The sequence below is a fragment of the Pontibacter korlensis genome (assembly GCF_000973725.1).
Taxonomy (GTDB): Bacteria; Bacteroidota; Bacteroidia; order Cytophagales; family Hymenobacteraceae; genus Pontibacter; species Pontibacter korlensis.
Window position 1 is genome coordinate 2,270,409 of record NZ_CP009621.1, and the last position, 24,715, is coordinate 2,295,123.

17 protein-coding genes and 1 pseudogene are annotated in these 24,715 nt (G+C 47.5%); 15 read left to right on the forward strand and 3 right to left on the reverse strand.

What is annotated here, in order from left to right:
- Positions 1-45: 45 nt before the first annotated feature.
- Positions 46-480: an OsmC family peroxiredoxin gene (locus tag PKOR_RS09905; RefSeq protein WP_046310458.1), complete on the reverse strand. Its 435-nt coding sequence runs from the start codon at positions 478-480 to the stop codon at positions 46-48.
- Between the two features lie 233 nt (positions 481-713).
- On the opposite strand from PKOR_RS09905, the gene PKOR_RS09910 reads away from it, so the two are divergent.
- From PKOR_RS09910 to PKOR_RS09930, 5 genes are all read left to right on the forward strand, one after another.
- Entirely contained in the window at positions 714-2,213 is a 1,500-nt protein-coding gene (locus tag PKOR_RS09910) for a GH3 auxin-responsive promoter family protein (protein ID WP_046310459.1), read from the forward strand.
- A gap of 195 nt (positions 2,214-2,408) precedes the next feature.
- A complete protein-coding gene (locus PKOR_RS09915) occupies positions 2,409-3,560 on the forward strand; it encodes a 1-deoxy-D-xylulose-5-phosphate reductoisomerase (RefSeq protein ID WP_046310461.1) in 1,152 nt (383 codons plus the stop codon).
- 59 nt (positions 3,561-3,619) lie between these two features.
- Positions 3,620-4,933, forward strand: a complete 1,314-nt coding sequence (rseP, locus tag PKOR_RS09920; protein WP_046310462.1) for an RIP metalloprotease RseP — start codon at positions 3,620-3,622, stop codon at positions 4,931-4,933.
- Between the two features lie 15 nt (positions 4,934-4,948).
- Positions 4,949-6,112, forward strand: a complete 1,164-nt coding sequence (locus PKOR_RS09925) for a LysM peptidoglycan-binding domain-containing protein (RefSeq protein WP_046310464.1) — start codon at positions 4,949-4,951, stop codon at positions 6,110-6,112.
- Positions 6,113-6,171: 59 nt separating this feature from the next.
- On the forward strand, positions 6,172-6,678 hold the full coding sequence (locus tag PKOR_RS09930) for a DUF6702 family protein (RefSeq protein ID WP_046310465.1): 507 nt from the start codon (positions 6,172-6,174) through the stop codon (positions 6,676-6,678).
- A 53-nt stretch (positions 6,679-6,731) separates the two neighbouring features.
- Here the strand turns inward: PKOR_RS09930 and PKOR_RS09935 are convergent, their stop codons facing one another.
- Positions 6,732-7,478 (reverse strand): DUF4184 family protein, encoded by a 747-nt coding sequence (locus PKOR_RS09935; RefSeq protein WP_046310467.1) that lies wholly within the window; start codon positions 7,476-7,478, stop codon positions 6,732-6,734.
- A gap of 63 nt (positions 7,479-7,541) precedes the next feature.
- Entirely contained in the window at positions 7,542-9,533 is a 1,992-nt protein-coding gene (locus PKOR_RS09940; RefSeq protein WP_235337434.1) for an OmpA family protein, read from the reverse strand.
- A gap of 206 nt (positions 9,534-9,739) precedes the next feature.
- Here PKOR_RS09940 and lon point away from each other — a divergent pair, with 206 nt between their 5' ends.
- From lon to PKOR_RS09995, 10 genes and pseudogenes are all read left to right on the forward strand, one after another.
- Positions 9,740-12,229, forward strand: a complete 2,490-nt coding sequence (gene lon, locus PKOR_RS09945) for an endopeptidase La (protein WP_046314342.1) — start codon at positions 9,740-9,742, stop codon at positions 12,227-12,229.
- A 104-nt stretch (positions 12,230-12,333) separates the two neighbouring features.
- On the forward strand, positions 12,334-13,377 hold the full coding sequence (gene porQ / locus PKOR_RS09950; RefSeq protein WP_235337444.1) for a type IX secretion system protein PorQ: 1,044 nt from the start codon (positions 12,334-12,336) through the stop codon (positions 13,375-13,377).
- 69 nt (positions 13,378-13,446) lie between these two features.
- Positions 13,447-14,838, forward strand: a complete 1,392-nt coding sequence (hslU, locus tag PKOR_RS09955) for an ATP-dependent protease ATPase subunit HslU (RefSeq protein ID WP_046310471.1) — start codon at positions 13,447-13,449, stop codon at positions 14,836-14,838.
- A gap of 172 nt (positions 14,839-15,010) precedes the next feature.
- The gene (locus PKOR_RS09960; protein WP_046310473.1) at positions 15,011-15,451 is read left to right on the forward strand and encodes a hypothetical protein; all 441 of its coding nucleotides are present in this window, start codon (positions 15,011-15,013) and stop codon (positions 15,449-15,451) included.
- Between the two features lie 60 nt (positions 15,452-15,511).
- Entirely contained in the window at positions 15,512-16,240 is a 729-nt protein-coding gene (locus PKOR_RS09965; RefSeq protein ID WP_046310475.1) for an SDR family NAD(P)-dependent oxidoreductase, read from the forward strand.
- A 381-nt stretch (positions 16,241-16,621) separates the two neighbouring features.
- Positions 16,622-16,885, forward strand: a complete 264-nt coding sequence (locus PKOR_RS09970) for a DUF4212 domain-containing protein (protein ID WP_046310476.1) — start codon at positions 16,622-16,624, stop codon at positions 16,883-16,885.
- A gap of 28 nt (positions 16,886-16,913) precedes the next feature.
- Complete coding sequence (locus tag PKOR_RS09975) at positions 16,914-18,605, forward strand: sodium:solute symporter family protein (protein WP_046310477.1); 1,692 nt, start codon at positions 16,914-16,916, stop codon at positions 18,603-18,605.
- 379 nt (positions 18,606-18,984) lie between these two features.
- Positions 18,985-20,862 (forward strand): annotated as a pseudogene (locus PKOR_RS25245) (propionyl-CoA synthetase); the annotation flags it as partial.
- Positions 20,860-22,842 carry an acetate--CoA ligase gene (gene acs, locus PKOR_RS25250; RefSeq protein WP_262501868.1) on the forward strand — a complete coding sequence of 661 codons (1,983 nt, stop codon included), beginning with the start codon at positions 20,860-20,862 and terminating at the stop codon, positions 22,840-22,842. The pseudogene PKOR_RS25245 and the gene acs, both read left to right, overlap by 3 nt.
- An 871-nt stretch (positions 22,843-23,713) precedes the next feature.
- On the forward strand, positions 23,714-24,598 hold the full coding sequence (locus tag PKOR_RS09995) for an EamA family transporter (RefSeq protein WP_046310479.1): 885 nt from the start codon (positions 23,714-23,716) through the stop codon (positions 24,596-24,598).
- The last annotated feature ends 117 nt before the right edge of the window (positions 24,599-24,715 follow it).

The following is a 24,715-nucleotide window of genomic DNA, read 5'->3' on the forward strand; positions in this document are numbered from 1 at the left end:
TGTGAAACATAAGTGGCCAGGCAAGGCTCCTCGCAATATAGCAAATTATTCCTTAAGAGTGGCCTGAAGCGTTATCTCCGGCACGGCACCAAGCGCCTTTGATATAGGGCAGCCTTTCTTGGCATCCTGCGCCAGTTGCTGCAGCTTTTCGTTGCCCAGGCCTTGGGCTTTTACATCGGTGGTTAGGTCTATTTTAGTGACAGTAGGCGCGCCGTCCTGCTCGCCCAGCGTTACGACAGCTTTGGTCTCCACATACTCTGGCGTAAGGTTTTCCTTTTCCAGCAAGGCGCTCAGGAACATGGAAAAGCACCCGGAGTGAGCCGCACCAATCAGCTCCTCTGGTGAAGTGCCGCTATTGCTGTCGCCGAAGCGGGAGGCATAGCTATATTTTGACTGTACAGCTCCGTTTCCGGATTTTACCTCACCCTCGCCGCCTTTTAAGCCTCCATTCCATCGTGCTTCTGCTCTGTGTTTTCTCATCGTTAGTTTATGTATAAGTGTTTAAATATCTGTTGTTGAGCCAGCTCCTGAAAGTTATATTTAAAGCTATAGCACTGGCTATTTTTTCTGCCTACTTACGTAGTAACCGGTAGTATGTGTTCAGGTTTGAACTAAGTACAACAGAAAGTAATGAGCAAACACGCCTATCTTGCCTGTGGGTGTGGCATTGCAGCATTATCTGGTTATCTTTACTTCCCACTAAAGCTGATTGTATGGGTGTAAAAGCGTTGTTGAGTAAGCCGTTGGCGGCTTATGTGCACCGGAAGAACCAAAGCTGGATAGAGCAACCGGCAGAGGCACAGCAAGCTGTATTCAAAGAAATTGTAAATAAGGCACAGCAGACAAAGTTTGGGCGTGACCACAGTTTTTCAAGTATAAAGACTCATGCCGACTTTGTACAAGCTGTGCCAGTGCGCGATTACGAGGGCTTATCCACTTATTTCAACCAGGTAAAGCAGGGAGAGGAAAACGTGCTATGGCCTGGCAAGCCACTGTACCTTGCTAAGACCTCGGGCACAACCTCTGGCACTAAGTATATCCCTATTTCTTCAGACTCTATTTCAAACCACATCGACGGCGCCCGAGATGCTCTGTTGGCGTATGTGTATGAAACAGGTAGATCCCAATTCCTAGACGGGAAACTGATTTTTCTTTCAGGAAGCCCGGTTCTAGAAGAGGTGGGCGGGATCAAAACAGGCCGTTTATCTGGCATTGCCAATCACCACGTGCCGGGTTACCTGCGCACCAATCAGCTGCCTAGCTACCGCACCAATTGCATAGAAGACTGGGAAACAAAGCTCGACCAGATCATAGAGGAGACGATAGAGGAGGATATGACGCTCATCTCGGGCATACCACCGTGGGTGCAGATGTACTTCGATAAGCTTATCCGGCAGACAGGCAAACCCATCAAGGAGATATTTCCGAACTTTAACTTGTTTGTGTATGGTGGCGTGAATTTTGAGCCTTACCGTAAAAAGCTGTTTGATTCTATTGGACGGCATGTGGACTCTGTAGAGACTTTTCCTGCTTCAGAGGGATTCTTTGCATATCAGGACAGGCAAAGTGACCAAGGGCTTCTGTTACTGCTGAACTCGGGTATCTTTTACGAGTTTATACCTGCTGAAGAGTACTTCAGCGGAAACCCTACCCGCCTTACCATCGATCAGGTGGAGCCAGGAGTGAACTACGCCTTAGTGATCAGCAGCAATGCTGGCCTTTGGAGCTACTCAATTGGCGACACCGTAAAGTTTGTCTCCGTTAAACCCTACAAGCTGATCGTAAGTGGCCGCATTAAGCACTTTATCTCAGCTTTTGGGGAGCACGTGATAGGCGAGGAGGTAGAAAAGGCCATGAAGCTGGCCATGCAGAAGTTTCAGGAGGTGGAGCTGATAGAGTTTACGGTGGCTCCATTTGTAAGCCAAAGCCAGGGAGCTTCGTACCATGAGTGGCTGATAGAGTTTGCTAAGGCACCTCTTAACCCTGCAGCTTTTGCCGAGGAACTGGATACACAGTTGCGTAGGCTGAATAGTTACTATAACGACCTTATTTCAGGTAATATCCTGCAGAGGCTAAAGATCACGGCTCTTACGAAAGGATCTTTTCAGCGGTACATGAGGTCCCAGGGCAAATTAGGGGGCCAAAACAAGGTTCCGAGGCTCAGCAACGACAGAAAGTTGGCCGACGGTTTGCTAGAAGCCAGCAAGGTGTGATAAAACACAATCAGTTTACCTCCAGCCTGGCTTGCCTTGTGGGATAATGAAAAGTATGAGCTGTAGCTGAACTTTAGCCACGGCTGCAAAGAATTGTAGATACACAAAATTCGTGTGCTTCAGGCTAAGCAAGCGTAGCAGCTCTTTACCTGAGCATATTATATACACTGGCGCATTTTGTGCCTTTAATACAAAATGAAGAGAATAGCCATACTTGGCTCTACCGGTTCCATTGGGGTACAGGCCCTGGATGTTATCAGGGCCAACCCAGAAAGTTTTGAACTGGAGGTAATTACTGCCCACAGCAATGCTGACCTGCTAGTTAAGCAGGCCCTGGAGTTTAAACCTAATACAGTTGTGATTGCCCGCGAGGACTTGTACGAGCAAGTGCAGGAGGCGCTTGGGAGGGAGGATATTAAGGTATATGCTGGCTCCAAAGCGTTATGCTCAGTAGTAGAAATGGGCACTGTAGACATGGTGCTTACCGCTATGGTGGGGTATGCAGGGCTTCTGCCAACCATTCATGCCATTAAAGCTGGCAAGCAGATTGCGCTGGCAAACAAAGAAACACTGGTAGTAGCGGGGCAACTCATCACCAATTTGGCAAAAGAGTATGGTGTAAACATATACCCTGTAGACTCTGAGCACAGCGCCATTTTCCAGTGCCTGGCCGGTGAATTCCATAACCCAATCGAGAAAATTATACTTACAGCCTCTGGTGGGCCGTTTAGAGGGCGAGCCGCTGCAGAACTGGCAGAGGTTACCAAGGCACAGGCCCTGAAGCACCCTAACTGGGACATGGGCGCCAAAATCACTATCGACTCAGCCTCGCTGATGAACAAAGGGCTGGAGGTGATTGAAGCAAAATGGCTTTTTGGACTGAAGAATGAGCAGATTGATGTGGTTGTGCATCCGCAGTCTATCATTCATTCGTTAGTGCAGTTCGAGGATGGCTCTATTAAAGCTCAGATGGGCCTGCCTGATATGAAGCTGCCGATACAGTATGCGTTAGGTTACCCGCAGCGCCTTAGATCTGATTTTCCGCGTTTCAGCTTCCTGGACTACCCGCAACTAACCTTTGAGCAGCCAGACCTGGAGACCTTCCGTAACCTGCAGCTGGCTTTTGATGCGATGGAGCGCGGCGGCAACATGCCCTGCATTCTAAACGCAGCCAACGAGGTGGCAGTCAGTGCTTTCCTGCGCGATGAGGTAGGGTTTCTGCAGATGTCCGACATCATCGAAAGCTGTATGGCAAAAGTTACGTATATTGCGAATCCTTCTTATGATGACTATGTTAGTACTGATGAAGAAGCACGCAAACAGGCTACAGTTTTATTAAACAAGTAACTATACTTCCTGTTGCACTTGCCAGCAGAACGTTAGAAACAGAAATTTTTTCTTTTTAGATGGATATATTGATCATGGTGGGCCAGCTCATACTGGGCCTCACAATTCTAGTAGGTTTACACGAGCTCGGACACATGCTTACAGCCAAATGGTTTGGAATGCGTGTGGAAAAATACGCAATCGGCTTCCCTCCAAAGGTTTTTGGTAAGAAAATAGGCGAAACAGAGTATATGCTGGGCCTTATCCCATTGGGCGGCTTCGTAAAAATATCTGGTATGGTGGATGAATCCATGGATACGGAGTCTCTGAAGGAGGAGCCAAAGCCTTGGGAATTCCGTGCTAAGCCAGCCTGGCAGCGCCTCATTGTAATGATGGGCGGCATTATTGTAAACGTAATCACAGGTATTGTCATCTTTATTGCCCTTACTTATACTTATGGCGAACAGTATATCCCTGCTAAAGAGGTAAAATATGGTGTTGTAGCAAATGATTTAGGGCGCGAGATTGGTTTCCAGACAGGCGATAAAGTAGTGGCCGTAAATGGCAAAGAGCTGGAGAAGTTCGAAGATATCCGTTCTATGGATGCATTGCTGGGAAGCAACTCCTACTATACTGTAGAGCGTAACGGCCAGTTGGTAGACCTGAAAGTACCAGTTGACCTGATGGATAAACTGGCTGATAATAAAAACGAAGTGTTTTTTGTGGAGCCACGCTTGCCGTTCAAGGTTGGCCAGGTGGTAAAAGGTAGTGCTGCTGCCAAAGCTGGTTTACAACCAGAAGACTACATTACCATGGTTAATGGCCAGAGTGTAAAGTTCTTCCATGAGTTTCAGGCTGCTTTGAAAGAGAACAAAGGTAAAGCCATCACCATGACTGTGGAGCGAAACGAAAAGCTGGTAAAGCTGAAGGCAGAGGTAAGCGAAGAAGGTACTATTGGCTTCCAGCCAGTGCCATTGCTGCAGTACGCTACCCGTGAGTATAGCTTGGCTGAGGCTATTCCAATGGGCACAGACCAGGCTTTTAGCGTGATTACTGCTAACTTGAAGGGCTTCGGTAAAATATTCCGTGGAGAGGTATCTGCTTCCAAGTCTCTGAGCGGCCCGATAGGTATAGCCCAGATTTTTGGTGATACCTTTAACTGGTACAAGTTCTGGAGCATTACAGGTATGCTTTCTATGGTGCTTGCGTTCATGAATTTCCTGCCAATTCCGGCACTGGACGGTGGGCACGTGGTTTTCCTGACCTATGAGATGATCAGTGGCCGCAAGCCGTCTGATAACTTTTTGGAAAATGCCCAGAAAGTGGGTATGGTTTTATTGTTAGGTTTAATGGCATTTGCTATCTTTAACGATGTATTTAAGATAATCTTTTAACCAAAGATTTTCAGCATGAAATCCATCGTACCAATAGCCCTGGCAAACTTAATTCTTCTATTTGTTTTTTCACTAAACCAGGCTCAGGCTGCCCCAGCCTCCTTGGGTAAAAGTATAAACCTGCACGCTGTTGTGGCTCAAAGCGACAGCGTGTATCAGGTACAACAGGGAGATACTTACTACAGCCTTTCCCGCCGTTTTGGCATTCCGTTAGACTCGCTTCAGAGCTGGAATAATAACAAGCTTCAGATCGGGCAATCGCTGTACCTTATCAACCCCAACAAGAACAGACAAGTAGCGGCCAAACCAGCTACTACAGTACCTGCCGCTAAAGCTGCACCAGTAGCCCAAGCCACTTCTTCGGCACCTACACCGGCTCCTAAGACCACCGCTACAAAAAGTACTGCTGTGCCACCAAAAGCTACTGAGAGTACATCTGCCTCTCCGGCACAGACACCTAAGCCAGCCGCTTATAAAACCAAAAGCCGCATTCTGGTTGTGCCTTTCGACCCGCATTTATACTTCTCCGACGCTGACATGGAGATTGCGCGCCAATCCAGGATACCTCTCCAGAACGTACGCCACGTGTTCCGCCGCAGGCTTAACGCCATGCTGGCACCGGAAGGATACGAAACTATCCACTTGCTGGGTGGCGTGTACCGCGACAGTGTGAGTGAGCTAAGTCGCCTGTACAAGTCTCTTAACTATGCTTACCTGGATAACAAGCAGTCAAGATACAACCACCAGCCTGCTGTAAAAGAGGAAAAAGGAGGCATGCTGAATTGGGTAAAGGAGCAGAAGGGGAAACTAGGGATTAAAAACGAGCCTGCGGTATTACCGGTAGCGCAAGACCCAGACAAGCATTTTGGTGTTACAGTTAAAGACCCAGAGTTCTTCAGCTATTTCAATAACCAGTACGGAATCGATTACTACGTTTTCATCAATCAGTTTGAGGTGAAGACGGTGTATGAGAACTGCTTGGACAGAGCTGCCCAAAACTACGAGCGCGACTTTACAGTTCACTACAGCATTTATGACAGCAAAGGTGAGCTTGTATCAGGTAATAAGGTGAAAGTGCCTTACGAGTCAAATATTAACGATGTGCAGCGCATTGTAAGCGATAGTATGCCTAATATGGCGAAGCGCGTGCTGGCTGATCTTCCAACTGCAAAGAATTAAGCTACCGCAGGAACTGGTACTACATTTGCTTCCGTTTACCTGTTTACAACTACTGCCTTATGAAGTATAGACTCCTGCTCATTTTTTCCCTGCTGTTAACTGTTGGTTTCACCAAGCCTGTCCTTGCCCACGATTATCACGCCAGTATTGCCGATGTTCGCTTTAACCCGCGCACGCAAAGTTTGGAGGTGGCCGTTAAGGTATTTATGGATGACCTGGAAAATGCCCTGTCGCAGCGTAATAAGACAAAGGTAGTATACAGCCATACTTCGGAGCAGGTAAAAAAGTACCTCGCCGATTACCTTAGCACCAATCTTGTGCTGGAAGTTGAAAAAGGGAAGCCGCTTAAGCAGAAGTTCCTGGGCTCGGAAGAAGATGCCGATGTTGTTTGGATGTACCTGGAGGTGCCGTTACAACAAGCTTCGCTGCCCCAGCTTTACGTGAAGAATGCAGTGCTTACCGAGCTGTTCTCCGACCAAATGAACATTGTAAACATCAACTACAAGGGCAAAACAGAAAGCGTACTGCTGGAAAGAAGTGATACGCAGAAAAAGATAACGCTATAGCAGCAACAGAAATAAAAAAGGAGCTGAGCTACTAAAGTGGTTCAGCTCCTTTTTTATTTCTGTTGCTGCCAAACTTTAGCAATTAGCCCGGAAAGCAATAGAGCTATCAACCATCCGCTGAGCAAAGTAACGATCATATGGCCCGGTGCTTTCATCAGGTGTTTCCGCATGAGCAGGTTTAAGAGCAGAAAAAGAAAACCTAGCGTTGCGGTAGCAAGCCAAAAACCTAACCAGGACTGCTGATCATCCTCAACACGGGGCTTTGCAGGTAAACGGTGTACATGCCAAAGTATAATAGCTAATCCCACTACCGTACTGGCATGCTGCACTACGCGATGCAGCGCCATCTTTAGCTCAACAAAAGGAATCTCTACTGTTGTGTTTAGCACCGGTAATATTGCTGCAGATAAGGTATGGCGATGTGTAAAGCTATCCCAAAACACATGAGAAGAAGCTCCAATCAGGGCTGATGCTGTAATTACTAACCAGTTCTTGCGGAAGTACTGTATCCAGCTTGCAGGGTAGTTAATGGCCTCTGCCCTTTGTCTAAAGTATGGAGGCAGGTACTCGATCACAAGGTCACGCACCACAGTATGGAACACAATGCTTAGTAGCAGCGCTACAGGCAAATCGAACAGTAGAAGGCCAGGTAAAGTATGGCTGACCTCACTTTTGGTTTTAAGCCTAAAGAAGTACTCAAAGTCAGGTGCAATGCTCCCCATTACCAGGGCTGTAGCCGATAACCAACGACGGCGCAGCAGCGGAAGTATAATAGCTGGATGAGCGGCGGTAAAAGGCATATGTATTTGATGGTTTCTCTTGGTTCTAACGCAAGACACCACCGCCAGATATACCTGATAACGTTATTTTCTTGGTTTGATGATCTTAAACTCGACGCGGCGGTTTATGCGGCGATCTTCTTCAGTTTGCTCCTCCCGAATAGGCTTGCTGCTTCCATAGCCAACTGCATCGATGCGCTCGCCGCCAATATTTACCTTGCGATCTATGTACCTTTTGATAGCATCAGCACGGTCTTGTGAGAGGGAAAGGTTAAAGTCAGGGTCGCCGGCGCTATCGGTATGGCCTGCAATCTCAAGGCGGTATGTTGGGTGATCGATCATGAAGTAAGCAACCTCATCCAGTATCGGCTCCATTTCCGGAGTAATGTTGGATTGGTTGGGCTCAAACTCAATGTTCTGGAACACCATTGGGATGCTGTAGTCGATCACGGAGGTCATGACGTCTAGAGAAGTATCGCCTCTAAGCTCCAGCTCGCGCTCAATGGTGAAGAAGTCTGGGCTTTGAATGAGGATCATGTACCTGGTATTATCAATCAGGCTAAACTCAAAAGAGCCGTCCGGGCGCACATACTTGCTGGATATCTCAATTCCATTATCCATATCAATAATGGAGATAACAGCAGAGAGCGGCTTATGGGTAATGGAGTCGGTTAAAGTGCCTTCTACTTTGGTAACGGCCAATGGATGTGCCTCCATGGGCAGCGGGAACGAGTAAAGGTCAAGGTTCTTTATGTCGTCGGCCTCGGAGCGGGCATAATACAGGTTCTCGGAGGCGGCATCAATTGCAAAGTAGTACTCGCTGCCACGGCCGTTAACTAAGGGGCCGATGTTTCGCGGTTCCTGCCATTTACCCTGCACCAGGTACGTTTTGTAGATATCAAAATCACCGAAGTTGTAGAGCTGGCCACGTGAGCTGAAGTATAACACTTGGAACTTAGGATGCAGGTACGGACTAACCTCGCTCTCTCGGGTATTTATAACCGGCCCCATGTTCTGAGCTGGTGCCCATGACCCTGATTTAGTCTTGTAAGTGTAATAGATGTCTGAAAGGCCAAAGCCGCCTAAACGGTCAGAGGCAAAGTATAAGGTATCCTCCTGTTTAGATAACGTTGGCTGAGAGTCCCAGGCACGGCTGTTTACATTGGCACCAAGGTTTTTGATATCTCCCCAAGTGCCATCGTCCTGCAAGGTGGCTATATAAATATCACAGTTGCCGTAGCTGTCGGGTGCTTCACACCGTGCAAAGTACAAGGTTTTGCCATCGCGGCTCAGGCAGGCAGAGCCTTCGTTATAAATACTGTTGATAGGCTTTCCGAACGATTGTGCCTCTGCCCAGAAGCCATTGTTCTGCTTGCTGTAGTACAGATCTTCATTCGCGCGGTTCTGCAGGCCTTTTACATTACGCTTAGAAGTAAAAATCAGCAGTTCGTTCTCACCACTAAGGGTGGGGCCATAATCAGCGTAAGGAGAGTTGATGGCATTACCCATGTTCAGGTAAACGCCTTTCGGTGGCTGATACGACACAATCGACTTCCGGTACTCTACCAGTTCATAGTAATAGTCCAGCGGCACGTAATAGTCTTGGGTGTTTTGATCCAGCGAATCGTAGTAAGATTTTATCTCGCTTACGTCGGAGCGGTGGTGCTTAAGTACGAGACGGTACAGTGCTTTGGCTTTTTCTACGTTTCCATGGCGCTCATGCAGCTGCCCCAAGCGCCACAGTAGGTCAGTATCTTTGTAAAAATTCTGAACACCAAAGTTGTTTACATACTTCTCCAAAAGAGGGAGTACCTTATTGTATTGCTTACGTTTTTCCAGCCTCTGTATAAGAGAGAGCTGCTTTCGGTCGTGATAGTAAGGTATTTTGTTTAAATTAGGGAAGTCGAGCTGCAGCTCTGGGCTTGGCTGAGTTTTTTGAATGTTAAACTTGGCCTCAGACTCTTCGGGCTGTATAGGATTGAATTGCTGCCCCTGTACCATGGCAGGGCGCAGGAGTGTGAGCAGGAAGAATACCAACAGGAACAAGCGTTTCATCAGCGATGCAATTTTGCCCAACGCTCAAAGATATTAATTTTGCGCTATATTATTGTAAGTGTGCTTCCGCTTGGTGCTAATTTTTTAAGGTGTGTGCAAGAGCTATCCTTAATTCAGACAATTCAACAGCCAGAGCAGCCTTGGCACAAGTCTTGAACAAATATTGCATGGTAGGAAAACCGGGGGAGATTTGGAGTTTTCCTGCCAAAATGGCACTTAATCTACTTATGAACCAAACACTAAAGCATTTTCTACAAAACCTGCTTCTTAGTAGTGCTTCGGACGACGAAGGCACGGAACTTATACCTGTGATAACCGCTGAGATAGAGGATGATATGAACCTGATGGAGCTGCCTGAGGAGCTGCCGATATTAGCGGTACGCAACACAGTTCTTTTCCCGGGAGTGGTATTGCCTATTACGGTGAGCCGCAAAAAGTCTGTCAAACTGGTACGGAAGTCGCATGCAGGCGATAAAGTTCTCGGGGTGGTAGCACAAAAAAATACCAACTCCGATGATCCTACGGCCGAAGACCTCTACACTGTGGGCACTGTGGCTAAAATCCTGAAGATGCTGGTGCTGCCCGATGGCAATACAACTATCATCATACAGGGCCATAGCCGCTTTCAGATAGAGGAGGTTACTCAGGAAGATCCATACCTGACAGCAAAGGTGAGCCTGTGCGAGGAAACGCCGATGGACAAGAAGAGCAAGGAGGTAAAAGCGTTGGTGCAGTCTTTGAAAGATGCGGCTGCCAAAATGCTGAAGCTCAACCCTGAGATTCCGCAAGAGGCACAGGTAGCGCTGGATAATATTGACAGCCCAAGCTTTCTGACACACTTCCTGTCGAGCAACCTGAACGTAGAGGTAGCGCAGAAACAGGCTCTGTTGGAGGTAAATGACGGCAAGGAGCGTGGGACGCAGTTACTGGAACTCATGCTGCGCGAAATCCAGCTACTGGAGCTAAAGCAGGAAATTCATACTAAAGTACACACCGACCTGGACCAGCAACAACGCGATTACTTCCTGCGCCAGCAGATAAAGGTATTGCAGGACGAGCTAGGACAGGAGGGACCAGACCAAGAAATTGAGCGTTTTAGAGAGCGCGCTAAAAATAAAAAATGGCCAGAGGCTGTGGCCCTGCACTTCAAGCGGGAAATAGACAAACTGGCTCGCCTAAACCCACAAGCGGCAGAATATCCTGTGGCGGTAAGCTATCTGGAATTTCTGCTGGACCTGCCTTGGAGCGAGTATACCAAAGACAACTTCAACCTGAAGCGCACTAAAAAGATACTGGATGCCGACCACTACGGTCTGGAGAAGGTAAAGGAGCGTATTCTGGAGTACCTGGCTGTGCTAAAACTAAAGAACGACATGAAGGCACCTATACTTTGCCTTTATGGTCCTCCGGGAGTGGGTAAAACCTCCTTGGGACGTTCTATTGCCAAAGCCTTAGGCCGTAACTATGTGCGAATGTCATTAGGTGGTGTGCGTGATGAGGCGGAGATTCGTGGTCACCGTCGTACCTATGTGGGCGCTATGCCGGGTAAAATCATCAACCAGATCAAGAAAGTCGGTTCTTCTAACCCAGTCATCATACTGGATGAGATAGATAAGCTTGCTTCCGACTTCCGTGGCGATCCGTCTTCAGCTTTGCTGGAGGTGCTGGATCCGGAACAGAACCATACGTTTATGGATAACTATCTCGATGTGGAGTATGACCTGTCGAAGGTGTTGTTCATTGCTACAGCTAACTCACTGGATACCATACAGCCTGCCCTGCGCGATCGTATGGAGATCATTGAGCTGACTGGCTATACGCTGGAGGAGAAAACTGAGATTGCGAAGCGCCACCTGGTGCCAAAGCAGATAACAGAGCATGGGCTGGAGCCGGAAGACGTGAAGGTGCCGAAAGCAACAATACATAAGGTCATAGAAGACTATACCCGCGAGTCGGGCGTTAGAAACCTGGAGCGTAAGATAGGGCAGCTGGTGCGTAACACGGCCAAGCAAAAGGCAATGGAAGAGGAATTTGCCAAGTCCATCAAGCCAGAGGATGTTACAAAGATCTTGGGCTCTGAAATTTTTGACAAAGAGATCTACCAGGATATTGATACAGCTGGTGTGGTAACAGGCCTTGCCTGGACATCGGTAGGTGGTGATATCTTGTTCATAGAAAGTATACTAAGCCGCGGCAAAGGGAAACTGACGCTGTCCGGGCAATTAGGTGATGTGATGAAGGAGTCGGCCATGACGGCCATCTCTTACCTGAAGGCACATGCCGAGCTGTTGGATATTGACTACCGCCTGTTCGACCAGTACGACCTTCACATCCACTTCCCGGAAGGAGCTGTGCCGAAGGATGGTCCATCAGCTGGTATCGCCATCTTTACTTCTATTGCCTCAGTGTTCACGCAACGCAAGGTGAAGTCGAGGCTGGCTATGACTGGTGAGATTACGCTGCGCGGTAAAGTACTGCCTGTAGGAGGTATAAAAGAGAAGATATTGGCCGCTAAGCGTGCTGGCATCACCGATATTATACTTTGCCAGAAGAATAAGAAAGACATCAACGAAATTCCGGAGCAGTACATAAAAGGCCTTACCATCCATTATGTAGACCGTGTGGATGATGTGGTGAAAATCGCACTGCTGAACGAAAAAGTGAAAAACCCGCTGAAACTGACGGTAAGGGAAGAAAAGACCGAAGCAGAGAGCTAATTGTAAGTGAGTACGGGGAATGATCCTTTGGAATTCCTCGATACGAACTCTCTTAATGTTCTAGTGTTGCTCACTTATTGACCTGTTTAAAATCATAGCCACCTGTGAGAAAAGCCGCACTTATACTTACTATGCTGTTGAGCCTGGCAGTTAGGGTGCAGGCACAGGTTGGTGGCCAGCGCGGCTTTCCGTTCCTGGAGTTGCCGACTAGCGCCAAACAGGCGGCTTTAGGTGGTATAAACGTTACGGCAGCAGGCCATGACGTAAATATGGTGGCGGCTAACCCTGCGCTGCTAAACGAGGAGATGGACGGGCAGATAAGCCTTAGCTATGTTGGCTATCTAGCCGATATTAAGCAGAGCCATGCTGTATATGCTTTCAATTCGGAGAAGCTGGGGCGCTGGGCTGCAAGTATAAATTACCTCAGCTATGGCGATTTTGTAGAGCGCGATGCCACAGGCATGGAGTTAGGTACCTTCAATGTAAACGATTATACCCTGGCCTTGACCCATTCCCGTGAAATGGAAGCTTTTACAATAGGCGCTACAGCGAAAATGGCTGTATCTAGTATAGCGGGGAATCAGGCTGTTGGCTTGTTGGCTGATGCTGGTGCAGTATTTAAGCATCCGGAGAAAGACTTAACCGTAGGATTGGCGTTTAAGAACGTGGGCTATCTGGTTAAGCCTTTTGATAGCGGAAAGCGACAAGAGATGCCATGGGATGCGCAATTGGGCATAAGCTATAAACCTGTGCATATGCCAGTGCGGCTATCGCTAACAGCGCACCGGCTTTACCAGTTCGACATCGTATACCTGGACCCCAACGCACAAGGCCAGTTGGATGAGAACGGAAACGAGGTGAAGGAGGAAAAAACGCTGGGTGATAAGATTGCCCGACATTTTGTGGTTGGTACGGAGTTCGTGTTCAGCAAGAACTTTCAGCTACGGGCTGGGTACAACCACTTGCGAAGAAAGGAGCTGCGCCTGGATGGTAATTCAGGAGGAGCCGGTTTCTCTTTAGGAGCCATGGTGCGGGTGCGGAGTTTTGAACTGAACTATGGTAGTGCCTTCTTTCATCCCTCAGGTGCCACGCATTACATCACCATTGCCACCAATACCAACACGTTCCTCAAAAAGAAGAGTAGTTAATAACCAAACGGACCTGCAACTGGTATGTAGCTTATGGCCGGGTTTGATTTATAAACACAAGAAGAAGACATGTTAGATAATATTGCATCGTTAACGCCAGCTCAGATTGTAGCGGAGCTGGATAAATATATCATTGGGCAGAAGGATGCCAAACGTAATGTGGCCATTGCGCTGCGTAACCGTTGGCGTCGCATGAATGCTGATAAAAACATCCAAGGGGACATTGTACCAAACAACATCCTGATGATTGGAGCCACAGGTGTGGGTAAAACAGAGATTGCACGCCGCCTGGCCAAGATTGCCGATGCGCCTTTTACCAAGGTAGAGGCCTCTAAATTTACCGAGGTTGGCTACGTGGGCCGCGACGTAGAAAGTATGGTGCGCGACCTGGTTGAGCAGTCGGTAAACATGGTGAAGCAGAAGAAAAAGGAGGAGGTGAAGCAGAAAGCAGCCGAGGTGGTAGAAGATATCATACTTGATGCGCTTATCCCGCCGATCCAGGGCCGCTCTACGCCATCGTTTTCTACTACTGCCGATCCAAATGCCATGCCGGACAACGATTATGAGCTGAACGAGCGCACCCGTGAGAAATTCCGTGAGAAGATCCGTAACGGTGAGTTGGAAGACAGAAAGATCGAGATTAGGGTACAGCAGAATGCTATGCCAGGCGTGGGTGTAATGGGCCCTGGTATGGACGAGGCTTCTATGATGAACATCCAGGAGATGATCAGCGGCATGATGCCGAAGAAGACCAAGAAGCGTAAAGTATCCATTGCGGAGGCACGTAAAATTCTTCTGGAAGAGGAGGCTGCCAAGCTGATTGATATGGATGAGGTGAAGGAGGAGGCCATTTTCAAGGCTGAAAACTCTGGTGTAATCTTTATCGACGAGATCGACAAGGTAGCAAGCTCGAGCAAGAAAGGTAGCGGACCTGATGTGAGCCGTGAGGGTGTGCAGCGCGACCTGCTGCCAATTGTGGAAGGTTCCACGGTGAACACGAAGTATGGCATCATCAACACCGACCATATTCTTTTCATAGCTGCCGGTGCGTTTCACGTGGCTAAGCCATCAGACCTGATCCCGGAGTTACAGGGCCGTTTCCCAATTCGTGTGGAGCTGGACAGCCTGACCAAAGACGATTTCTATCAGATCCTGAAGTTCCCGAAAAACGCGCTCACCAAGCAGTATGAGGCGCTACTCTCTGCCGAAGACGTGGATCTGACGTTTAACGACGAAGCGCTTGACGAGATCGCCTCCATTGCCTACGAGGTAAACACAGAAGTGGAAAACATAGGTGCGCGACGTCTGCATACGGTCATGAGCCGCCTGCTAAACGATATCCTGTTCGATGTTCCGGACAAGATTGGTGCTAATGCACATATTGTAGTCACTCGCGAGATGGTGCAGGAGAAGCTGTCTGGTATGGTGAAAAACCGTGACCTTAGTCAGTATATTCTGTAGTTAGAATGTAGAAAGTTAAAAGGCTAGAAAATGTAAAAGTGAGTTAGTGGCTCGCCAGCACATTTTTATACTTTCAACTATACTTCAAAAGCTGGCGTCCCTGCTAAGGTAGAGGCGCCAGCTTTTTTATTTTTAGCCTTGATTTTATACTTTGAGGAGTACAGAGCGCAACATGAAGAAGACAAGCAAAAGTATTGTGATGCCCGCAGTGGTAGCAGTGATAACTCTTCTTCTGTTTGCAACAGTGCTAGCATACTTTCTAACTCTTGAAGCACACTATTCTAAAGACCGGGAAGAGACGCGGAAATTTTCATTTTTAATCAAAAGCTGTGAAGAAGCAGAGGAGAAGGCTGAAGCAGATTTTGAGAAAGAGGAAATACGGATGTTCTTTAGTAGTGGTGTTGAGGATGAGCATCATAGTAAATTTCCTTACAGCTTTTATAAGCGGCTTGAAGAGGATTTTGGTATAGATATCATTTATACTGGAGATGTCTTCTCATCATTCCACAAGTGCTACAATCTTAAGATGGATGATCTGCTAGATGAGAAGCTTGGGGAGCATATTATTGAGGGTCTGTTCAATGAGCTTAGAGACAAAGAGTATGTTCAATAAAGCATCCTCTCCCAAACCTCCTCCGTACCTTTAACTTTTTAACCTACTAACCTTCTAACTTTGAACATCTACATCATCACTGGAGCCAGCAAAGGCATAGGCAAGGCACTGGCCGAAGAACTTCTGAAAGACGAGAATAACTTAGTAGTAGGCGTATCTCGCAGCAGCACGATCAAACATCTTAACTACCGCCACCAGCCACTCGATTTCTCAGATGTACCTGCCGTAGAGCACAACCTGCACAAGATTTTTCTGCCTTATAAGGATGCACAAAAGCTGGTACTAATCAACAACGCTGGTGTGCTGGGAGATATAGGCTACGTGGGAGAGGGAATGCCCAATGAGCGGTTTGAATTTGTGTTTGATGTGAATGTTATTGTTCCGGCCATGTTGATGAATACTTTTCTGGAAGTATACAGTCAGCACCCGGCGCAGAAAGTGGTGGTAAACATTAGCTCCGGTGCAGGCAAGTATCCAGTGGATGGTTGGGCAAGCTACTGTGCTTCTAAAGCCGCCATCGATATGCTTTCGCAGACGGTGCAGCTGGAGCAGGACAAACGTGGTACAGGCGTAAAAGTATATGCTTTATCACCTGGTGTGGTAGATACGTACATGCAGGGGCAAATCAGGGAAAGTGATGCTAGTCGCTTCAGTGCTGTAGAAAAATTCAAACAGTATAAGGAGAACAACGAACTTGCCTCACCCGAAGAGGTAGGTCAGAAGATCGCCAACTTTCTCAACAACACCGACGCGTATAATAATGTGGTAGTATCGGTTCGTGATATGTAATAACCACCAAGATACCTTCTTAGGCCCTACCAGTTGGCAGGGCCTTTTTGTTTTCAAGCCTGCCTGCAGGTAACAAGTTGGTGCTGAAGTATAAAAAGCATCTATTAATTAATGATTCGCTAAATTATTATATATAAATATCTTAAATTGTTAGACGCAGGCAGGCTTTTTATACTATGCTTGTTGCTGCATAAAAGTATAACTGTTGGAGATACAATGCTTCCAAAACTGTACAAGGGGCAAGCATCAAAGCATAAGTTAGAAGGAGATAATAAGGCTGAAAGGGAACGCACACAATGCCGATAGTGCTGAGCTTTGGGAAAAAGCAATGAGCTGTTACTGTAACAATACCACCTATTTTATATCTAACCTTTGTGAATAATGGAAAATAACAGACAAAAGATGCATGAGTATTGGAGGCGTAACCTGCGCATCCTGCTTACGCTGCTCGGGCTCTGGTTTGCAGTATCGTACCTGTTTGGCATTCTGCTCGTGGATGAGCTCAACCAGTTTATGCTGGGTGGCTTTAAACTAGGGTTCTGGTTTGCCCAACAAGGCTCTATTTACTTCTTCGTGCTGATCATCTTCATTTATGTATGGCTGATGAACAAACTCGACAGAGAGTTTGATGTGGATGAAGAATAAGAACATCACACCTTAAACACTGACATTCATGAGCATTTTAGCTTGGACATACCTGATTGTGGGCATTACGTTTGCCCTCTACATCGGCATCGCCATTTGGTCGCGGGCCGGATCTACAAAAGAATTTTATGTGGCTGGCGGCGGTGTAAGTCCGCTTGCAAACGGCATGGCCACTGCCGCCGACTGGATGAGCGCAGCCTCCTTCATCTCCATGGCTGGCCTTATCTCCTTTATGGGCTACGACGGCTCTGTATACTTGATGGGCTGGACGGGAGGCTATGTGCTGCTGGCCCTGTTGCTGGCACCCTACCTGCGCAAGTTCGGTAAGTTTACTGTTCCGGATTTTGTGGGCGACCGCTATTACTCCAGAACAGCCCGCCTGGTGGCTGTTATTTGCGCCATCTTTGTCTCGTTTACTTATGTGGCCGGGCAGATGCGGGGCGTGGGTATCGTCTTCTCTCGTTTTCTGGAAGTGCAGATCGAGACAGGTGTTATCATCGGTATGATAATCGTACTGTTCTACGCTGTGCTGGGTGGCATGAAAGGAATTACCTATACACAGGTTGCACAGTATTGCGTGCTGATTTTTGCCTACATGGTACCGGCTATCTTTATCTCTTTGATGCTTACCGGTAATCCTATTCCGCAGCTTGGCTTGGGTGGCAATGTAGAAGACGGAACCCCACTGCTGCAAAAGCTCGATGGCATGCTTACAGAGCTGGGATTTGCGCCCTACACCGACGGCACAAAATCAACCATTGACGTATTCTTTATCACGGCAGCCCTGATGGTGGGAACAGCAGGTTTGCCACACGTAATCGTGCGTTTCTTTACGGTGCCTAAAGTAAAGGATGCCCGTAAATCGGCAGGATATGCGTTGGTGTTCATTGCCATACTTTATACTACAGCTCCGGCCATCGGGGCCTTTGGGCGCTACAACATGCTCAACAACATCAGCAACCGGTCTACTGCAGAAATGCCACAGTGGGTGCAGAACTGGCAGAAGACAAACCTGATCAGCATCGACGATAAAAACGGCGACGGGCGCATACAATATGTAAAGAACCCGGATGCGAACGAGCTGACAATAGATAAAGACATTATGGTGCTGGCAAATCCGGAAATTGCTAACCTGCCAAACTGGGTTATTGCTTTGGTAGCAGCTGGTGGTTTGGCGGCAGCCTTGTCAACAGCTGCTGGTCTGCTGTTGGTAATATCTACTTCCATTTCGCACGACCTGCTTAAGAGATCTTTCATGCCTGATATCTCTGAAAAGCACGAGCTAATAGCGGCTCGTGTAGCAGCCACAGCGGCTGTGGTGGTGGCTGGGTACTTTGGCATCAATCCTCCGGGCTTTGTGGCCGAGGTAGTGGCTTTTGCCTTTGGTCTGGCAGCTGCTTCTTTCTTCCCGGTTATCATCATGGGTATCTTCTCTAAACGCATGAACAAGCAGGGGGCCATTTGGGGAATGGTGATAGGTCTGGTCTTTACGCTAGCCTACATTTTATACTTCAAGTTTATCAACCCAGAAGCTAACCTGCCTGAGAACTGGTGGTTTGGTATCTCTCCGGAAGGTATTGGTACATTGGGCATGATACTCAACTTTATAGTGTCTTTTGCCATATCAAGGTTTACCCCGCCGCCGCCACCTTACATTCAGGACCTGGTAGAGGATATCCGAATCCCGAGGGGAGCGGGTGCTGCAACGGTAAACCACTAGAGATAACGTAATAATCTGCTGAAAACATGAATGGTTGGCTTCATAAGGTCAACCATTCATGTTTTACCTGCTTTAGGGCGTCATGTCATAAGTTCTCAACCCTCATATTCTCAATGCTCTAGGTAAGACAAAGAACGAAATATGCTGATGCCATCATTGTTTCTGATGTGTCATAATAGCTTTCAAATGTCCTTCATTCGTAATGGTACAGAGGCCATCAAAAGTGAAGTTGCTGGTGTTGGATATGATGGTGCTAAATAAGGGCGTTTAGAAAGTGCGCCCTACACGGGGAAAGAAAACTTGAGGAGGTAGAACGGCTGGAGGTAGAGTAGCTATCAAAAACATTTCTGCACACGCATAAACCTAAAACACCGAAACTATGGAGACTTTAACTCGAGCACCCAAAAGTTATGCTGAGGCATACGCACAAAGTATCTCTAACCCCGAAGCATTCTGGAGAGAGCAGACAGAACAGGTGGCATGGTACGAAAAACCGCAGCAGGTGCTCACCACCGATGAGAACGGCTTTTATCGCTGGTTTGAAGGTGGCAAGCTCAATACTGCCTACCTGGCGCTCGACTACCATGTAGAGAATGGCCGTGCCGATCAAACAGCCCTTATTTATGATTCCCCTGTTACTGGTGTGGTGAAGAAGTATACTTACACGGAGCTTCGCGATTTTGTAGCTCAGTTTGCCGGTGCGCTGCAAAAGCTTGGTGTGGGTAAGGGCGATACGGTGGTTATCTACATGCCCGTGATACCGGAAGCAGTGGTAGCCATGCTGGCTTGCGCGCGCCTGGGAGCTATACATTCTGTTGTGTTTGGAGGCTTTGCCCCGCACGAGCTGAGCGTGCGCATTGATGATGCTAAGCCCAAAGTAGTCGTTTCTGCTTCCTGCGGTATCGAGTTCGCCAACGTAATCCCTTACAAGCCTTTACTAGATAAAGCACTTGAAAGCAGCACACATCAGCCAGATTATACCATTATTTTTCAGCGGCCGCAGTTACAAGCCGATATGCAACTTGGGCGCGACCTGGATTATATGGAGGTACTGCAGCAGGCAGAACCTGCTAATTGTGTACCTGTAGAGGCTACAGACCCACTGTACATTCTTTATACCTCTGGCACCACGGGCAAACCAAAAGGCATTGTACGCGATAATGGTGGCCATGCCGTAGCGCTAAAGTATAGTATGAAGGCTGTGTATGGTGTTGATCCCGGGGATGTGTTTTGGGCAGCCTCGGATGTAGGCTGGGCCGTGGGGCATTCGTACCTGGTGTATGGACCGTTTATCCATGGCTGTACCTCCATACTCTTTGAAGGTAAGCCTGTGCGTACTCCCAATGCAGGTACCTTCTGGCGCGTAATTCAGCAGCACGAGGTGAAGGTGCTTTTCACGGCTCCAACGGCTTTCAGGGCCATCAAAAAGGAAGACCCGGACGGACTTTTCAAGAAAAAGTATGACACGCCATCTTTAAAATACTTATTTTTAGCTGGAGAGCGGTGCGATCCGGACACTTACTACTGGGCTAAGAATCTACTGCAGGTGCCGGTGGTAGACCATTGGTGGCAAACCGAATCGGGCTGGCCTATGGTAGCAAGCATGGTGGGGCTGGAGGAAGTATCTGCCAAGGCAGGCTCTGCCGGTAAGCCTGTTTGCGGCTACGCTGTACAAATCCTGAATGAGGAAGGACAGCAGCTCATCCCGAACCAGGAAGGTATAGTAGCCGTGAAGCTGCCGCTGCCACCAGGTTGCCTGCCCACCTTGTGGAACGATGATGAGCGCTTCCGAAAATCATACCTGGAGCGGTTCCCGGGCTATTATATGACCGGCGACGGCGGCTATATAGACGAAGATGGCTACGTGTACATTATGGGCCGCATCGATGATGTAATCAACGTCTCGGGCCACAGGTTGTCTACCGGGGAGATGGAGGAGATGGTATCGTCGCATCCGGCGGTGGCTGAGTGTGCCGTAGTAGGTATAGCTGACGAATTGCGAGGACAGCGGCCAATTGGTTTAGTAGTGCTGAAAGACGGCCAGACAATAGGAGAGCAGCAACTGGAGAAAGAACTGGTAAGCCTGCTGCGTGAGAAAATCGGGGCGGTGGCATACTTTAAAACAGTGCTGCAGGTACCGCGCCTGCCTAAAACCCGATCTGGCAAGATACTGCGCCGCACGCTGCGCCATATTGCCGACGGCACACCTTATGCCGTGCCATCTACCATTGATGATCCGGCTATACTTACTGAGATACGCGACCTCCTTAAGAAGAGGCGCGTTGGATATGCATTTAAGAACCTTAAAAATCAAACTAACCAAGAATTAACTCTTGCCATGACGAACTATCAAGTAAAAACCTACAAGGAGTACCAGGACGCTTACAAGCGTAGCGTGGAGAATCCGGAAGGATTTTGGGCCGATATAGCCGACACCTTTACCTGGCGCAAGAAGTGGGATAAAGTACTGGAGTGGAATTTTGATGAGCCGAATGTGAAGTGGTTTCAGGGTGGAAAGCTCAACATAACTGAGAACTGCCTTGACCGCCACCTGAAAACCAGAGGTAATAAATTAGCCCTAATTTGGGAGCCTAACGACCCGAAAGAACGTTTTGTACGCTACACTTACCGTGAGTTGCACGAGAAGGTGTGCCAGTTTGCCAATGTGCTCAAGAAAAACGGAGCTAAAAAAGGAGACCGCATCTGTATCTATATGCCAATGATTCCTGAGCTGGCTATTGCAGTGTTGGCCTGTGCCCGCATTGGGGCCATCCACTCGGTAGTATTTGCCGGTTTCTCCGCTTCGGCCATGGCAGACAGAATAAACGATGCACAGTGCAGTATGGTACTCACCTCTGATGGATTGAACCGTGGTGCCAAGCAGATACCTGTGAAGCGCGTGGTGGACGAGGCGCTGGAAAGCTGCACAACGGTAGAAAAAGTAATAGTGGTAGAACGCTTGGGTTGGGCCGTGAATATGGTAGAAGGCCGCGATGTGTGGTACCACGACGAGGTGAAAACTGTTAGCAAAGAGTGTCCTGCCGAAGTGATGGATGCTGAAGACATGCTGTTTATACTTTATACTTCAGGCTCTACAGGCAAGCCGAAGGGTGTAGTGCATACCTGTGGCGGCTATATGGTGTATGCGCAGTACAGCTTCTGTAATGTGTTTCAGTACGAGGAGAGCGACATATACTGGTGTACAGCAGACGTAGGCTGGATCACGGGCCACACCTATCTGCTATATGGCCCGCTGCTGGCTGGTGCCACTACCCTAATGTTTGAGGGTGTTCCAACATACCCTGATAATGGCCGTTTCTGGCAGGTAGTAGATAAGTTTGGGGTAACTATTTTCTATACTGCTCCAACTGCCATCCGCGCCCTAATGGGTGGCGACATAGAGGATGTGCTTTCTTATAGCCTTGACTCGTTGCGGGTGCTGGGCTCAGTGGGCGAGCCTATCAATGAGGAGGCATGGCAATGGTATTACCGCCATGTTGGTAAGGGGAGAAGTCCATTGGTAGACACCTGGTGGCAAACCGAAACGGGTGGTATCATGATTTCCACGTTGGCAGGAGTAACACCTATGAAGCCAAGCCATGCAGGACTTCCTTTGCCAGGTATACAGCCTATACTTGTCGACAGCGATGGCAATGAGATAAAAGAAAACGGAGTGGAAGGTTATCTTTGTGTGAAATTTCCGTGGCCAAGCATTATCCGCACCACCTACGGCGACCACGAGCGCGCGCGCCTCAGCTACTTCTCTACTTACAAGGGCTTATACTTTACTGGTGATGGCGCCAAGCGCGACGAGAATGGCCTGTACCGTATCATTGGCCGGGTAGACGACGTTATCAACGTATCAGGCCACCGCTTCGGTACTGCCGAGATTGAAGAAGCCATCAACCACAACGAGCATGTGGTAGAATCAGCAGTAGTAGGCTATCCGCACGATGTGAAAGGCCAGGGCATCTATGCATTTGTGATCCTGAAAGATAAACCAGAAAACGAAGACTGGCTGCGGGCAGAAATTGTGGAAACGGTGGTGGAAATGATCGGAAAGATTGCACGACCAGACAAAATTCAGATCGTGAGCGGTCTGCCTAAAACGCGCTCTGGTAAAATCATGCGACGCATCCTGCGCAAAGTAGCCGAGGGTGACACTTCGAACCTGGGCGATACTTCTACACTGCTGGACCCAGAAGTAGTGGAAGAGATAAAGGAAGGCGCATTGTAAAAAGAGAGTATTAGTTTAGTTGTTAAAAGCCCCGCAGCATTAGCAGTGGGGCTTTTTTTGCTACTGGTGCTAATTAAGGTATTCATAACTCTGCGGGTAAGAAAGGTGGGAGAGTTGGTGAATATTTTGTGTTCGCCTGTGCAGTTACGGTTATCTGTAGTTTTCAGCAAAAAATCGTAAGTTTATTACTGTTAGCAATTAGCATTGGGTGGATAACCGGAACAACTCCTTATACACAGTAGTTGTAGCGCATTTAAGTAAATGAAACAAATAAGAATACTTGCATTAACATTTTTAACCTTAAGCTATATTAGCTTATTTCTAATGCTGGTATTTGATAATGAGTTACAAGACATTAGCTTTCCACCCATATTTATCCTGTGGGGATTTGGAGTCATTAATTTAATAACGAACGCCATTTATGTAGACAAAGCAAAATTTAGAATTTGGGTTTTGCTCTTATTAGTTACTAGCGGATCAACTTGGGTATTTCCACCCTTGTTGTTTACATATTTCGGAATCCCATTCTTATTTGTTTACTTAATCGTTAGCATTTATGTGCACTTTAAAAAAGTGTTCAAACAACAGTTTAAGAGTTAGTATATAAAATAAACGTGCTACAACCACACCTTTACCATAGCTACGCCATGGAAAAGCCCAGCACGGTTAGCAGTAAAGTTGATTATCATATAAATGAGTAAGCACCTATAGAAAATATTAGCCTCTCCTGCTAGCAGGAAAGGAAGTGCCCGTGCGGTATACTTTGCCCATCAGGTTTAGTGAGGAAAAGAGAAATAAGAAGTAGTATAAGATTAGTTGTGTATCTTAAGTTAAGTGTGCTGGCACACAGTTCTGAATAGTGTTTATACCGTTGTTCGAAACCGCATTAGTAACCCTCGCCGTTCTCTTAAGAATACTGTCTAATCCCTTAGGTAATGTTTTTCAGAAGCAACTAACCTCTAAAGGAAACCACCCCTTACTCGTCAACTTTATAACATACCTGCTCTTGTCCTTCGCCTGCGTTTTTATTGCAGCAGATGTGCAGTGGCATGCTCTTCCAAATGAATTCTGGTATTACTCTGTACTGGCAGGTGTTGCAGGAGCATTAGGGAACGGCTTTTTGGTGAAGGCCCTACAGAAAGGAGATCTCTCAGTTCTTGGACCAGTCAATTCTTATAAGTCGGTTGTAGGCATTGTAGTGGGCATCTTTCTGCTTGGTGAGGTGCCAAATGGCTATGGAGTATTGGGAGTTGCCTTGATAATTTATGGGAGCTACTTTGTATTAGGTACAACGAAAGAAGGGTTCTCTTTGGACCTGCTTAAAAGAGCTGAAATCCAGTATCGAATATGGGCTATGATTTTAACAGCGGTAGAAGCTGTTCTCATCAAAAAGATAATAGTAGCTTCTTCAACTGCTGTTGCATTTATGAGTTGGTGCTGGTTCGGTGCTCTTTTCTCCTTCGTTCTGTTGCTGGTTTACCGGCTAGACTTGAAGAAAGAAATCAGTATGCTCGGCTACGCAGATCTTAGCAAATATGCGTTTCTTATTGTTTGTGTTGGTATAATGCAGCTTACAACCAACTATGCCTTTGACCACATGGCCGTTGGTTACGCACTGTCACTTTTTCAACTTTCAGTCATCGTTAGTGTACTGTTAGGCAGCAGGTTTTTTAAGGAGCAGGAAATCCGAAGAAAGCTGATTGGATCTGCCATCATGATTGCAGGATCAGTTATCATCATTCTTTTAAAGAACTAATAGTAGATTAACATGCGCACCTCTAGCTTTTTCAGAGTTGTGGCTTCACTGCAATCTTGTGTGGTAGAGCTTTGAAAGGCCTGCTACTTAAAAACTTAATGCGGTAATCTCAGTAGT